The sequence below is a fragment of the Sorangium aterium genome (assembly GCF_028368935.1).
Classification (GTDB): Bacteria; Myxococcota_A; Polyangia; order Polyangiales; family Polyangiaceae; genus Sorangium; species Sorangium atrum.
Genome location: NZ_JAQNDK010000006.1, coordinates 78534 through 92002, shown reverse-complemented (window position 1 = coordinate 92002; position 13469 = coordinate 78534). Strand labels below are relative to the sequence as shown.

The window sequence follows — 13469 nt, the reverse complement described above, 5'->3', positions numbered from 1 at the left end:
CGCCTCCGTCATTCCGGCGGGTCGGGGGCGATCGCCGTCACGGCGCCTTCGGGCGCGGGGAGAGGACCCGCGCCTTCAGCCAACCGTCGATCGCGAGGTCGATCTCCTCGAGCACGCTCTCCCTGGTCCGCCCCGCGGACTTGAGGAGATCGAGCGAGTGGTCGCCGCCCTCGATCACGTGCAGGCTGGGCCGCTCCCCGAGGCGCTTCAGGACGGGCCGGAGGAGCGTGAGATCACACAGCGGGTCGCGCGTGCCCTGGAGGAACAGGAGCGGCGCGGGGATCGCGGGCAGGTGCGCGTCCCGGAGCGGCGAGCGCTTGCCCGCGGGGTGGAGCGGATAGCCGAGGAACAGCAGCCCGTCCGCGCGGACGCCGCGGGCCGCGAGGAGCGACGCGATCCGCCCTCCCATCGATTTGCCGCCTATCACGAGGCGCTCCGGCCGGTCCTCGAGCACCCTCCCGATCGCCGCCTCGAACGCCTTCTCGAGGAGCGGCTGCCGATCGGGCGCCTTCCGGCCGAGCTCCTTGTAGACGAAATTGAAACGGAGAACGGTGTGCCCTCGCGCCGCCAGCCGCCCGGCGACGTCGACAACGAGGGGCGCGTTCATGTCGTTGCCGGCGCCATGGCCGAGGACGACGGCCAGGCCGGAGCGCTTCGCTCGCGTCCTCGGAGCGTGGATCACGCCCGAGACAGGGCTGCTGCCGACGATCGGAATCGAGATGGAGCGCTCGGCCATGAGGCCCATCCATGCCACGGACCGGCGCCGTTCGTCGAGGCGCACGTCGGTCGAACGCCCGGAGACGGGGCGGCCGCGTCGCGCTCGGCAGGATCCCGACCTTCACCCTCCGGATTCCTGGAGGTGCGCTCGCCTCGATCTGGTAGGCTGCGGCGCAGGCGTGCTGGCGCGAGGGTGTTCTGTATCCTCCGCGCGATCCGTGGTCGCGCCGAGGATCGAGGGGACATGCAATCTTCACAGCCACTCCGCTCTTCCCACGCAGCGGCAGGCGCAGGCCGGCCAGCGCGCGCAAAGGCCCTCTTCCTGCTCCCGGCGCTCGCCGCCGCCGTGTCCATGTGCGGCGGTCGGAGCGATATCCTCCTGGAGCCAGGCACCGAGGGGGCAGGCCCGGAGGAGCCAGGCCCCGATGAGCCAGGCCCCGACGAGCCAGGCCCCGGGTGTGTCCCGACGCCGGAGGTGTGCGACGGCCTCGACAACGACTGTGATCGGATCGTCGATGAAGGCTGCGTTTGCGCGGAGGGCGAAAGACGGAGCTGTTACACGGGCCCTCCGGGCACCCAGAGCGTCGGGATGTGCAAGGCGGGCGATCAAGTCTGCTCCGGCAATGCCTGGGGTCCGTGCACCGGCGAGAGCGTGCCGGCGCACGAGGAGGCGTGCGACCTCGTCGACAACGATTGCGATGGGCAGACCGACGAGGGCATATGCCCCGCTGGAACCGCCTGCGGCGTGAGCCTCGCCGCGGACATGGCCTCACTGCCAAAAGGGTGGTCCTTCAATGGGGACGCCTTCTGGGATGCCGACAGGCTGGCTGGCGTGCTCACCGAGGCCGAACACGGGCAGGCAGGCACCATCATCTACCGGAATCCCCTCGCCGCCGACGTCTTCACCGCGACGTTCGAGTTCCGCCTCGGCGGCGGCGACGGGATGGGCTTCATGCTCCAGACGACAGGAGAGACGGCCGTGGGCGACGGCGGCGGCGGCCTCGGTATGGCCGGGCTCGCCGGCTTCGGCGTCGAGATCGACACCTACCACAACCTCGGTTGCACAGACGCCAACAAGAACCACGTGGGCGTGGACGATCTCACAAAGCCTTGCGACGGGGGCGTCCTCGGCTCGCTGGGCCAGGGGACGAGCGGCGTCGCGCTCGGCGACGGCGCGTTCCATAAAGCGCAGATCGAGCTCGACAAGGGCAAGGTGAGCCTGAACATCGACGGCAAGCTCCAGTTCCAGGGATTCGCCATCCCCGGCTTCCCCGTCGGGTCGAAGTTCTTTTATGGCTTCGCCGCCGGCACGGGCGCCGCCACCGCGCGCCAGGAGATCCGGAATGTGAAGATCACTTTCCCCTCGCCCCGCTGCCTCTGAACGACGGCGCCAAAGGACGTTTCGTCGCGCGATCGTCGAGGTCTGCGGCGACCTCCTGGTCGTTCCGGGGAGCAGGTGCGCCCCAGCAGCAGGTGCACCCCAGGAGCACGGCGAGCCGCGTGTGGGGCGCCCTACCGACTCGGTCTCGGGCGCACATTATCCCCATGTCAAAATTCTCGAACTGCCCTGGAATTCCCTTCCGGACCCCCTTATCCTTCGGGTCCGCCTCGTGAAGCTGTATGCTTGGGAGACAGCGGCCGATATACTGCCGGTTCGGCACCACCTCGGGTGCCGCCCGCGCGCGACGTGGCCCCGCGGATGATCAAGGCACCAGGTCGCGTGAGTTAGTAAATACATTTTACTTTGGAGCATGCGAGCATGAGATCAGCACCCTTCACACTTCTCCTCTCGGCATTCCTGTTTGCAGCCGGCTGCTCGGACAGCGGTGACGGCAATGGAGATGAGACGACCGGCAGCGGCGGCGCGACGGGCGGCACCGGCGGAGGCACGACGAGCGGCAGCAGCGGCGCGACGAGCGGCAGCGGCGGCGCGACGAGCGCCAGCAGCGGCGCGACGAGCGGCAGCGGCGGCGGCGCGACGAGCGCCAGCAGCGGCGCGACGAGCGGCAGCGGCGGCGGCGCGACGAGCGCCAGCAGCGGCACCGGCGGCGAAGGCGCGGGCGGCAGCGATGGCGCGGGCGGCGGCGCCAGCGCCAGAGTCCCTGCGGCGAGCGCCAGCACGCTGCGGGAGGCCGGTGAGAAGGCGAACCCCCCGATCTTGATCGGAGCGGCCATCTCCGGTGGTGGTCTCGGCAACAACGACTACAAGCGCGTCGCCGGCGCCGAGCACAGCTACGTGACGGCGGAGAACGAGATGAAGTGGGACTCGCTCGAGCCCAGCGCGGGGAACTTCAGCTGGGGCTCCGCGGACAACATCGTGAACTGGGCGCGCCAGAACAACATGAAGATCAAGGGCCACACCCTGGTGTGGCACAACCAGCTGCCTGGCTGGATGAGCTCCATGACCGGCAAGGACAATGTAACGGCGGCCATGCGAAGGCACATCACCCAGGTCATGGGGCACTTCAAGGACCGGGTCGACACCTGGGACGTCGTCAACGAGGCCGTCCAGACCGACAGCGACACCGGGGTCGGCAATCCCCGCATGAGGCCCTCGGTGTTCCTCAACCAGATCGGGGAGAACTACATCGACCTCGCCTTCCAGATCGCGAGAGAGCAGGATCCGAAGGCCAAGCTCTATTACAACGACTACAGCATCGACGCGCGCAACGCGAAGGTCGACTTCGTCTACAACATGGTCAAGGGGATGGTCGATCGGGGGGTCCCGATCGACGGCGTCGGGTTCCAGATGCACATCGGGCCGCCGAACAACGAGGCCACTGGAGCGGACGTGGCGGCGAACATGAAGCGCTTCACCGACCTGGGCCTGGAGGTGCTGATCTCCGAGATGGACATCAACCGCTGCGGCGGCGTGGTCACGGCGGAGGAGCAGCTCGCGTACTACCACGACATCGTCGAGGCCTGCTTCAAGCTGCCCAAGTGCACGGCCATCACCTTCTGGGGCATCAACGACGGCAGGTCGTGGCTCAACAGCTGGAGCGGGGCGCTGTGCAACGGGCAAAGCTCGCAGTCGCTGCTCTTCAACGACCAGTACGGGAAGAAGGAGACCTACAACCGGGTGATGAACGCCCTGCTGGGCAAGTAGCGCCTTCCGCGATCCGCGGGCGGCGACCCTTTCATCCCCGTCTCCGCCCGGATCCTCGCCTGTCTCTCCGCCCCCGCCACCGGCGGGCGGGTCCTCGTCCTCCCGCACCAGCCGGTGCGAAGCCCGCCCCCCTCCACCCCACCATCGGTCACCAACGTTTACGTTTACGTTTACGTTTACGTTTACGTTTACGTTTACGTTTACGTTTACGTTTACGTTTACGTTTACGTGGTCGTGGTCGTGGTCGTGGTCGTTCACGGCCTATCGTTGACGACCACGACCACGACCACGACCACGACCACGATTTACGTTTACGTTTACGTTTACGTTTACGTGGTCGTGGTCGTTCACGGCCTATCGCTGACGACCACGATCACGTGAACGTGAACGTTCGGCGGTAGGAGAACGCGGCGCGATGGGAAGAGATCCGGAATCTGGCCACAGCCGTCTTCGCGACGAAGCCCGACGAGCTGACCTGCGACGACGCGCCGCGGTACGCCGAGCTCGTCACGGAGGGGGCGCCGGTGCCGGAGGCGCTGCGCGAGGCCGCGCAGCACCTCGAGCTGTGCCCCGAGTGCGCCTAGGAGCCGCGGCTCACTGCGGGATCACGAGCTGCTGGCACACCCCGCTCAGGCACACGTCGCCGTCCGAGCAGCAGTCCGTGTTGGCCGTGCACTCTCCACCGGACTCCTTGCATTCCACGTCTCCGCCCGGATCCTCGCCTGCATCGCTGCCCCCGCCGCCGGCGGGCGGGTCGTCGCCCTCACACGTCGTCGGGGTGGGGCACGGCCCCGGCGTCACGGTGACCGTGTCCGACGGGTACTTGCTCGGAGAGGCGTGCACGTAGCTGATGGTCGCGTCGCCGAAGCCCGCCGCGCCGAACGCCGAGGCGCTCACCCACACGTCGTACACGACGCGGTAATCCCAGTTCGGTGTCTCCGCATTGGGGGTGTAGCCCTCGTCCGTCTCCGGGGAGTCTTCGAGGTACGCGCCGTACCCGCACGCGTTGAGATCGCGGTCGAGCGAGGTGGTCGCCGCGACGACGGCGCCGGCGTCTCCGAGGAGCATCTTGCCCTCTCCGCCGAGCACGCCGAGCGACGCATAACCCGAGGGGCTCGCCTCGTCGACCGAGAGGTAGTCGACGTAGAAGTCGAGCACGAGCTCTCCCTTCCCGTCCGTCAGCTGGAACTGGGCCTTGTCGCTGCCCACGAGATCCTTGAACGTGTGGCCCCCATGTCCCTTCGGCTTCGGCCCGTCGCCGGGCTTCGGGCCGCCGGGCTGCGGGCCGCCGGGCTGCGGGCCGCCGGGCTGCGGGCCGGCCGGCTCCTGGTCGCCGCCGCCCCACCCGATGGCCGTCTCGCCATACGTGTTGTCGACGAACGCGGGGTTGAGCGTCAGCCGCACGTGCACGAGCTCCTCGCTCTCGGCGATCTCGACGACCCGCTCGACGAAGGCCATCGGGGTCGTCGGGTTGTTGTTCGTGTAATAACAGTCGACCTGGGCGGTGTCGTCCACGGGGACGCCCAGCGCGCTCGCGCCGCACGAGAGCGGATCGAGATCCGCGGTGATGGGGTCGCCGGCGCCCGACATGCCCGACCCCGGGAAGCTCGGCGCCGGCGCACTGCCCTCGTCGTCCGAAGGGACGCAGTCTTCCCCCGAGACGATGCGGCCGTCTGCGCCTCCTGTGCCCGATAGGCTACAGGCCGTTCCGAAGGCCGCGAGCGACAACAGCCCACCACAGAACCACCCTGTCAACGCGAATGAACGCATCGGGATCCTCCCAATTCGAAAGCAAGCACGACCTGGAGCGCAGCCGGCGAACCCGCTCGCCGGCGCGATGATCTCCTCGATGAAGTGAAAGTCGCCGGAGGCGCCGGGAGCAGGCAGGGTTCGTCAAAAAAAATCGAGACGGCCCCGCGCGCGGGCGCTCAGGGGCGAGCGCCGCCGGGGCGGGAGGCGGACGTGGCCTCCTCGCGCCCGAAGCCCTGCGGGTAGTCCTTGAGGTACCGGCGCGCCTCCGCCGCCGTCCGTTCCTTGTCGCCGAGCATCTCGACGGCGCGCAGGCGCTCCACGCGGGCGATCTCGGCGAGCGGCGAGTCCGGGTAGCGGGCGAGGAGGAGATCGAGCCGCTCGATCGCCCGCCTCGGCTGCCCGCGCCGCCGCGCCGCCATCGCGCCCTGGAGCAGCTCGTTCTCGGCCGTGAGCGAGGTGCGCGCCGGGGCCTCGCGCGCGTCGCGCGGCGTGCGCGGCTCCCCGGCGCCGCCCTCGCCGGCCTTGTCGCCCCTGCCGCCCTCGCCGGCGGCGCTGTCCTGCCCATCGCTGTCCTGCCCATCGCGAGGCGGCGCCGGCGCGTCGCCCGGCTGTCCCTCGGCGGGCCGGTCCGATCGGCGCTCCTCGTCGCGGGACGACCACGTCTCGCCTGGGCCGAGGAAGCGCTCGACCTCGCCGCGGCGCACGGCGACCCGCCCTTCCACGACCGACACGCGCGTCTCGGCCGGCTCTCCCGCCGCGTCGGGCCGCCGCTCGACGGAGAAGCGCGTCCCGTGCACCGTGACCACCGCGTCCGACGTGTGCACCGACAGGCTCATGCCCGCCGGCAGCGGCGGCACCTCGACGGCGATCCTGCCCTGCTCGAGGGCGACGACGTCGCCTGCGCGGTCGCGCCCGGCGCCCACCGGCGCGAACCTCACGCGGGTCGAGGGCCCGACCTCGACGGTGGCGCCCGTCGCGAGCGACGCCTTCGCCCGCGCGCCCTCGCCGGTCCGCAGCTCCTCGTCGCTCGCGAGCGGCACGAGGGAGAGCGACGGCGGCGAGCGGGTCGCATCCCCTGCCGCGATCTCGACCGAGCCCTGGAGCGCCGTCACCTGCGCCGCGGCGGGCGGGGCCTCGCGCGTCCGGACCATGATGAAGACGCCGGCGGCCGCCGCGGTCAGGGCGGCCGCCAGCGCCGCCGCGGCGAGGGCGGCCCGCTTCTGCCGGGCGCCGCGGGCGCGCCGCTCCGCCGCCTCGGCGGCGAGCTGATCGATGCGGCCGGCGATCCGCTGCTGGAGGTACCGCGCCTGGACCCTGGGCAGCGGCGGCACCGGTTGCTCGACAAGCGCCCGCAGCGAGGCCTCCACGCCGTCCACGCCGGCCGCCGCGGCGCGCTCGTTCGGGGTGGCGTCAACGTCGTCCTGCTTCATCGTGGCTCCTCGGGTCGAGCGGGGTCGCGTCGCGCCGCCGCCTCGGGTTCAAAGCGCGCCTGGAGCTCCCGCCGCCCCCGCGACAGCCGCGACTGGGCCGCGGCCACGGAAACACCTGTTAAATCAGCGATTTCCTTGAGGGAATAGCCCATTGCGTGGAGCAGCAGCGCGGCCGCGCGGTCGCCGTCCATCGCCGCGAGGTGCCGGCGCAGGGCCTCGAGATCGCGCTGCGCGCTCACCTCTCGCTCGGGGTCGGCGCCCTGCGAGGGCGGCTCGAGCTCGGCACCGGGCTCCGGCGACCCCGGCGTGCGATCGATGACCTTGCGCTCGCGCCGGCGGGCGCGCAGCGCGCTCAGGCCGACATGGCAGGCGATGACCGACGCCCAGCCCGCCAGGCTGCACTCCCCCGCGAACTTGCGTTTGGTAAGCGTGCTCACTATTTGCTCGAACGCGCCCTGCACGAGGTCGGCGTGGTCCTGCTCGCGGCAACCCAGGATGCGGTAGAGGGTCCGGTCGACGACCGGCAGCAGGTGCTCGTAGAGCCGCAGGCCGATCCCTCGTTCGCCCCGCTGGAAGGCGAGCAGGAGCTCCTCGTCGCTGGCGGTCGCGGGCGAGGGCGGGCCCCCGGCGCCCTGCCCCGCGGCGCCCTGGGAGGAGACGAGCCTGAGCCGGCGGCTTGGGGGGTGGGGCTCGGCGGTTCCCATGCTCCTTCAGTAGCCGATCCGCCGGAAAGCAGGCTGGGCGGCGAAGGATCGTCCTGGATGCCCGCCGCGGCGCCCCCTATCCACCCCGATCCCGCCGCACCGCCCCTCTGGTTCCGCCCGGCAGGAGTCCGGCAAGGCTCCGGAGAGAGATGTCGACGCCTCCGTTGCCTCTGCTGGACCGGCTGCGGTGACGGAGCCGCTGCCGCTCGTCGCCGTCTTCATGGTGACCGCCACGACGGCGCCGGAGGACCCGCGCCGTGCCGGCAATAGCCACAATGTCTCGTGCACGTGCACGCCGACGGCCAGCCGCCGCATCGAGGCGCTCACGCTCGCGAGCGATCACGACACCATGCTGTCGTGTGGTTGCCGGGAGCCCGGGCGAGCTGGCTCAGATCACGCGCAACGCTGCGCGCCCCCCTCCCTCCTTCGAGAGTCCGACTTCTATTCACACCCCCTTCTCCCTCCGCGGATCTCGTAAGCGCCCATGTCGGGAGCGGCCCCCGAGACGCGCGGATTTCCATCCAGGTCCGTCTTCGGCAAGGAGCTTGTGAAGAGCCCGGCATCCCGGGCGGGCGAGGAAGCCTGGAGGTGCAGATCGCCCTCAGCAGGGGCCACGAAGAGCGGATCCTGGTCGATGTTGCCGGTGCCGGGATAGCCGCCCATCACGTCGCTGTAGGTGATCACGGCCGTTCCGGGGCCCGCGATCTCATTGGGCGAGTCTCCCCAGAGGATGGAGTTGAGCACCGTTGTGGTCCCGGAGGCGACGTACAACCCGCCGCCATCCGAGGGGAGTTTGAAGCCTTGGGCCGGGTTGCCATAGAAGGTGCAGTTCGTCACGCGCAGATCGCCGTTCGCGTAGATCGCGCCGCCTAGTGCCTCGATATCGTTCAAGCCGCCGGCGCCGTTCGCCGTGTTGACGAAGAAGACACTGTTGGTCACGCGCGCAGTGCCCGTGGTGTTGATCCCTCCACCCCTCGTTGCGGTGTTGTTCGCGAAGGAGCAGTCGAGCACCGTGAGGTCGCCGATGGACGCGATCCCGCCACCCAGGTTGCCGGTGATGCTCGACCGGAACATCGCCAGGCTCCCGCTGACACGGATTACGTGCTGCTGGCGTGAGTCCGATTCGTTGCCGTCGATCGTCGAATCGGCGACCTCGACGCTGCTGTTGGAGCCCCCGAGCGCGGCCCCGCTGAAGTCGCTGACGTTGCCGGAGAAGACGGAGCCGGAGACCTTCAACTCGCTGTCGACGGACCAGATCCCGCCCCCGCTCCTGCCGAAATTCCCCTCGAAACGGGACTCAACCACCTTCGCGCTGCTGCCGTCGAGGACGATGAGGCCGCCCCCTGACGGGTTGGCGAAGTTGAAGGAGAAGATGGATCGCACTACCTTCACCTCGCCACCGAGCGTGATGCCCAGCCCGCCGCCGCCGCCGCCGCCGCCGCTATCAGCCTCGTTGTTGAGGAAGCTGGCGTCGTGGAGGGTCACGTTGGCCCCCTCGATCCACAATCCACCTCCGTTCCCGAACGCGAGGTTGTTCTGGAAAACCACCCTCTTGACCTGCAGACGGCCCCCCTGGATCAGCATCCCGCCGCCGTCCGGGCTGGTCGCGTCGGTCGTGCCGTTCCGGCAGGTGAAGCCCTCCACCCTGGTGCCAGGGGGGACGTCGACCAGCATCAGACACCGGCCGCCCGGCCCGAGGCTCGGATCCACGATCGTCGCGTCCGGCCCGGCGCCGATCAGCGCGATGGACTTGCCGGTCCACGCGATGGACTCCGGGTACGTGCCCGGGGCGACGCGGATCCTGTCGTGGTTTTCGGCCGCCTCGACGGCGGCTTGGATCGTCGGGTAGTCCTCCGGCACGTCGATGGTGCGTGCGCGCGCGGCGCGCGACCCTGCGACCACGACAGCCAGCGCGACGAACGCGGACACGGCTCTTCGTACCATGCTCATCCTCGGCCCCCTCCGTGAGAAAGGAATGCTGCACGCGCGGAGGCGTCTTGGGCGTGGATCCGTTCAACATCGCACGCAGCCCTTCCGCGCCTTTCCAGTTTGTCAGCTCGCGGTACGAGCACCATGCGCATTTTCCTGGTTCCAAGAACGCTCCCACCTGACATCGCTCAGCGTTTCATCAAGGGCTCTCTTCCATGGAGTTCGTTGTAGGAAATCCCACCCTGCGCCTCGTGAGGCAGTGGGTGTTGACGTTTCCGTTTCGCTTCGGAGCTACCGGGTACGGGGCACCCGACCGCGAACCTCCAGGCCATGCTGGATCGTAAATCCTGGCGGGACTGTTCCACGGTGGCGAACCGTCGCGATCCGGTGCATCCCTGGGGATTTGGGGAGGGCGTGACGACGGATCGCAGCCCCTCGAAAGGCGTGGGCCCAACCCGGGCCCAAGCGTCAAGCCTCGGGCCTGGGGAGCTCGCCGTGACCGGGCCGTCGCCTCGGGCGGCCGTGGTCACCTCGCTCGCCAGCACCCTGAGCCGCGCCGTCGCCCTCGGGGATGAGGTGGCGGCCCGGGTCGTTCACGAGGCGCTCGGTCGGCTGCTCGGGCTGCCGGTCGCACCAGAGGGGTGAGTCCGCGGCGCAAGCGCTCGCTACGAGCGTGGAGGCCGCGAACAGCGCGTTGTTCCGCGCCCGCTCCGCGACCGGCAGCAAGATCGGCGGGGGGGAGCCGGTCGACATCGCGAGGACCACGCAAGTGGATCCGCGTCTGCTCGAACAGTACGTGCGCGCCTTCGAGGAGGCGAACCTGAATGCCCTGGTCGCGTTGTTCCACGAAGAGATGCGCACCACCATGCCGCCGGCGCCAACCTGGGTCTCCGGGCGCGCCGCCAACGAGCCCTTCTATCGGCTGATGTTCGGCAGCATCGTACGAACCGTCTCAGGGGGCCAGCTCACGATCTGCGCGAGCATGCGCTCCTCGGGAACGACGTCGCGGCGAGGTGCCGGCAGCGCGCCTGGATCTTCCGAGGCGCGCTGCCCCGGGTCACACTGCGGTGTAGCCGCCGTCCACGGTCAGCTGCGTGCCGGTCATGTACGACGACCAGTCGGACAGCAGGAAGACCGCCGGTCGAGCGATCTCGTCTGGGTGCGCGTACCGCTTCATCAGCGTGGCCGCCCCGAAGGCGTCGAGCACCTGCTCGCCGCTTTGCATATGATCCCAGATCTCGGTCTCCACCGGGCCGGGCAGGATGGCGTTGACGCGAATCTTGTCCGCCGCGTAGTCGATGGCCGCAGACTTGGTGAGGCCGAGGATCGCGTGCTTGGTCGCGGCATAGACGCCGAACCCGGGCGCAGAGACCGTGGAGGCGATCGAGCCGCAGTTGACGATCGAGCCGCCGCCGCCCTTCTTCATGATGGGCACTTGATACCTCATGCACAGATAGATGCTGTGCAGGTTGACCTGCATGAGAGCGAGGTAATCGGCGACCGGCACGTCCGCGAGCGGCCCGAGCGCGGTGGCGATACCGGCGTTGTTGAAGACGCTGTCCAGCCGCCCATGGGCCTCCACGGTGCGCTCGATCAGAGCCTGGATGTCCGCCTCGACGGTGACGTCGGTGCGGACGAACAGCGCGTTTCCACCCTCCACCTTGATGCGGGCCACGAGCGCGTCGCCCATCTCCTGGCGTCGCGCGGCCAGCACCACCTTGGCGCCGGCCCGCGCCGCCGCGATCGCTGTCGCGGCCCCGATTCCCGATGTGGCCCCGGTGATCAAAACGACTTTATTGCTGAGCATGGCAATCTCAACTCCGTGTAATAAGTATTGGAATGGATCGAAAGACTGGCTGTCTCCAGCTGACGGGACGACGGCGAAAAGGAGCGGCCCGAGGGACCGCCGGTGCTCGTCGCGACGTTCGCGGCGCCGCGGGCTCGCCTTGACGAGCTCGAGGCCGTCCAAGCGTTCGCGCTGGCATGCCACCGAGGATAGCCCGCGCGGAGCCATTCCGGCCTGTCAAGAATTTTCCGCCAACGACCGGCAGTTGGCATAACGTACAAGAAATACGATCCACTGATCCGCGTATAAATACCAACAGATCCAACGAGTCCACTCGGATATGTAATATTGCCTACATTGCGCTGGCGACGCCGTCAGATTTCAGCGCTGCCCGATTCTATTTGGCGAGGGCGGGAACGGCAAGAGCGCGGGGATCAACCTCGTGAGGGCGATGTTTCCGCCGGAAGCACTCGCGAGCCTTCTGCCGCAACGGTGGACCGAGCGATTTGCGCTGTCTGCGCCAGAAGGGAAACTGGCTAACTTCGTGTCGAAAACGCCCAGCGGAGAGCGCCTCGAGGGTGGAGCGTTCAAGGCGGTGGTGACCGGCGATCCGGTGATGGCGGAGAGAAAGCACCGTGATCCCTTTGAGTTCCGGCCGGTCGCCGGGCACGCCGGCGATCGGGGTCTCGAGCTCGTCCACGAGGACGACCTCGTAGAACGAGAGATCGGTCCCCGCCTCGCGAGCCCGTGACGCCGCCGCGAGCGGCCCCGAGCCCTCCGCGAGCGGAGCCACCCCCGCGCTCTCCGAGGTGTTCCGATAGACTACCATTGCGCCGGAGGAGCGCAGCGAGGAGCCGCTTGAGATGAGCTCGCTCCCCGCATCACCTTTCCGCCAGGAGCCCATGCGAGCTCGCATCTTCGCCGTGCGCGCGGCTCGCGACCCCGCACGTGCTCGCAGCTTGCCGCGCCGCCCCCCCGCTGATAGCTCGCTGGACGCAATCAGGAAGCGAGGGGACGTATGAGCGAATACCGAACAATCACGGCGGCGCCGGTGCTGGTGGCGGCGTTCCGGGATCAGATCTTCGGCGTCGACCCGGCCACCGGGCGCGTGCTCTGGGAGTACAAGCAGGCCGGGGTCGGTTTCTCTTCCACAGCGCTCCTGATCACGCCTGCGGCGATCTACGCGGCGAGCTTCAGCCGCGTCGCCTGTCTGCATTACCCGACGGGCGAGCTGCTCTGGGAGGTGAAGGCGGCCACGCAGGGCCGCGCCACGCTCCTCCTGGAGGGAGACCGGCTCTTCGTCGCCAAGCAGGGCGAGGTGGAGTGTTTCTCGCTCACCGGCAAGAGCCTCTGGCACAACCAGTTCAAGAGCAAGGGGATGGGCCCGGTCGCCCTGGGCGTGCCGGACAATGTGGCGCAGCCGGACGACAAGGACTGACGCCCCCCCGGCGCTACGCCGCCCGCGCCTCCCGCGACAACGTGGAGACGCTGTACGGGGCCATCGACGACGGCGCCATCGCCGTCCGGACACCCAAGCACGCGAAGAAGGAGCTCGAAGCCTACCTCGACTGCGGACTGCTCTGCCGCGGGTTCGCGCGGCTCCGGTGCGAGCGCTGCGAAGAGAGTCGGCTGGTGGCCTTCAGCTGTAAAGGACGCGGCTTCTGCCCGTCGTGTCTGGGCCGACGCATGTGTGCCACGGCGGCGAACCTGATCGAGGACGTCCTGCCCGAGGTGGCGCACCGTCCGTGGGTGTTGACGTTTCCGTTTCCGTGGCGGCGCAGGCTCGCCCAGGACGGGGCGTCGTTCGGCGTGCTGACCCGCATCTTCGTCGAGAGCGTGGAGCGGTTCTACGAAGAGCGCGCCGCGCGCCGAGGCGCGTGCGGCGCGGTCAAGAGCGGCGCGGTGACCGTCGTGCAACGCACGTCCGGCGACATGCGGCTCAATCCGCATCTGCACGTGGTCTTCCTCGACGGGGCTTATCACGAAGACGGCACCGAGCTCGTGTGGAACGAACTCGGTCACCTGCGAACGCGCTAGGTCGGTCA

General features: G+C 69.2%; 13 protein-coding genes. 7 read left to right on the top strand and 6 right to left on the bottom strand.

Annotated elements, in window-relative coordinates; translation table 11 throughout:
• Window positions 1–37: 37 nt before the first annotated feature.
• A complete protein-coding gene (locus tag POL72_RS44445) occupies window positions 38–736 on the bottom strand; it encodes an alpha/beta hydrolase family protein (protein WP_272102978.1) in 699 nt (232 codons plus the stop codon).
• Between the two features lie 225 nt (window positions 737–961).
• Here POL72_RS44445 and POL72_RS44440 point away from each other — a divergent pair, with 225 nt between their 5' ends.
• From POL72_RS44440 to POL72_RS44430, 3 genes are all read left to right on the top strand, one after another.
• Complete coding sequence (locus tag POL72_RS44440; protein ID WP_272102977.1) at window positions 962–2098, top strand: L-type lectin-domain containing protein; 1137 nt, start codon at window positions 962–964, stop codon at window positions 2096–2098.
• A 378-nt stretch (window positions 2099–2476) separates the two neighbouring features.
• Window positions 2477–3823, top strand: coding sequence for an endo-1,4-beta-xylanase (locus POL72_RS44435; RefSeq protein ID WP_272102976.1), 1347 nt, complete (start codon window positions 2477–2479; stop codon window positions 3821–3823).
• A gap of 114 nt (window positions 3824–3937) precedes the next feature.
• The gene (locus tag POL72_RS44430) at window positions 3938–4204 is read left to right on the top strand and encodes a hypothetical protein (protein ID WP_272102975.1); all 267 of its coding nucleotides are present in this window, start codon (window positions 3938–3940) and stop codon (window positions 4202–4204) included.
• 213 nt (window positions 4205–4417) lie between these two features.
• On the opposite strand, the gene POL72_RS44425 is transcribed toward POL72_RS44430, so the two are convergent.
• The 4 genes from POL72_RS44425 to POL72_RS44410 form a co-directional block, all read right to left on the bottom strand.
• Complete coding sequence (locus POL72_RS44425) at window positions 4418–5593, bottom strand: hypothetical protein (RefSeq protein ID WP_272102974.1); 1176 nt, start codon at window positions 5591–5593, stop codon at window positions 4418–4420.
• A gap of 158 nt (window positions 5594–5751) precedes the next feature.
• Window positions 5752–7005, bottom strand: coding sequence for a FecR domain-containing protein (locus POL72_RS44420; protein ID WP_272102973.1), 1254 nt, complete (start codon window positions 7003–7005; stop codon window positions 5752–5754).
• A complete protein-coding gene (locus tag POL72_RS44415; protein ID WP_272102972.1) occupies window positions 7002–7709 on the bottom strand; it encodes an RNA polymerase sigma factor in 708 nt (235 codons plus the stop codon). Before POL72_RS44415 ends, POL72_RS44420 begins: the two co-directional genes overlap by 4 nt.
• Window positions 7710–8150: 441 nt before the next feature.
• Window positions 8151–9653, bottom strand: coding sequence for a choice-of-anchor Q domain-containing protein (locus tag POL72_RS44410; RefSeq protein ID WP_272102971.1), 1503 nt, complete (start codon window positions 9651–9653; stop codon window positions 8151–8153).
• A gap of 480 nt (window positions 9654–10133) precedes the next feature.
• Here POL72_RS44410 and POL72_RS44405 point away from each other — a divergent pair, with 480 nt between their 5' ends.
• Window positions 10134–10283: a hypothetical protein gene (locus POL72_RS44405; protein WP_272102970.1), complete on the top strand. Its 150-nt coding sequence runs from the start codon at window positions 10134–10136 to the stop codon at window positions 10281–10283.
• A 412-nt stretch (window positions 10284–10695) separates the two neighbouring features.
• Here POL72_RS44405 and POL72_RS44400 read toward each other — a convergent pair whose 3' ends face one another.
• Window positions 10696–11607 carry an SDR family NAD(P)-dependent oxidoreductase gene (locus POL72_RS44400; RefSeq protein WP_272102969.1) on the bottom strand — a complete coding sequence of 304 codons (912 nt, stop codon included), beginning with the start codon at window positions 11605–11607 and terminating at the stop codon, window positions 10696–10698.
• A gap of 211 nt (window positions 11608–11818) precedes the next feature.
• Here POL72_RS44400 and POL72_RS44395 point away from each other — a divergent pair, with 211 nt between their 5' ends.
• The 3 genes from POL72_RS44395 to POL72_RS44385 all read left to right on the top strand — a co-directional run bounded on the left by POL72_RS44395 (window position 11819) and on the right by POL72_RS44385 (window position 13461).
• Window positions 11819–12175 (top strand): DUF5906 domain-containing protein, encoded by a 357-nt coding sequence (locus POL72_RS44395; RefSeq protein WP_272103859.1) that lies wholly within the window; start codon window positions 11819–11821, stop codon window positions 12173–12175.
• A gap of 267 nt (window positions 12176–12442) precedes the next feature.
• Window positions 12443–12862 (top strand): outer membrane protein assembly factor BamB family protein, encoded by a 420-nt coding sequence (locus POL72_RS44390; RefSeq protein ID WP_272102968.1) that lies wholly within the window; start codon window positions 12443–12445, stop codon window positions 12860–12862.
• Window positions 12863–12903: 41 nt separating this feature from the next.
• On the top strand, window positions 12904–13461 hold the full coding sequence (locus POL72_RS44385; protein ID WP_272102967.1) for a transposase zinc-binding domain-containing protein: 558 nt from the start codon (window positions 12904–12906) through the stop codon (window positions 13459–13461).
• The last annotated feature ends 8 nt before the right edge of the window (window positions 13462–13469 follow it).

Coding starts and splice junctions, on each gene's coding strand:
- POL72_RS44435 (WP_272102976.1), top strand. CDS start 2,477: ATGAGATCAGCACCCTTCACACTTCTCCTCTCGGCATTCCTGTTTGCA.
- POL72_RS44390 (WP_272102968.1), top strand. CDS start 12,443: ATGAGCGAATACCGAACAATCACGGCGGCGCCGGTGCTGGTGGCGGCG.
- POL72_RS44445 (WP_272102978.1), bottom strand. CDS start 736: ATGGCCGAGCGCTCCATCTCGATTCCGATCGTCGGCAGCAGCCCTGTC.
- POL72_RS44440 (WP_272102977.1), top strand. CDS start 962: ATGCAATCTTCACAGCCACTCCGCTCTTCCCACGCAGCGGCAGGCGCA.
- POL72_RS44425 (WP_272102974.1), bottom strand. CDS start 5,593: ATGCGTTCATTCGCGTTGACAGGGTGGTTCTGTGGTGGGCTGTTGTCG.
- POL72_RS44415 (WP_272102972.1), bottom strand. CDS start 7,709: ATGGGAACCGCCGAGCCCCACCCCCCAAGCCGCCGGCTCAGGCTCGTC.
- POL72_RS44410 (WP_272102971.1), bottom strand. CDS start 9,653: ATGGTACGAAGAGCCGTGTCCGCGTTCGTCGCGCTGGCTGTCGTGGTC.
- POL72_RS44420 (WP_272102973.1), bottom strand. CDS start 7,005: ATGAAGCAGGACGACGTTGACGCCACCCCGAACGAGCGCGCCGCGGCG.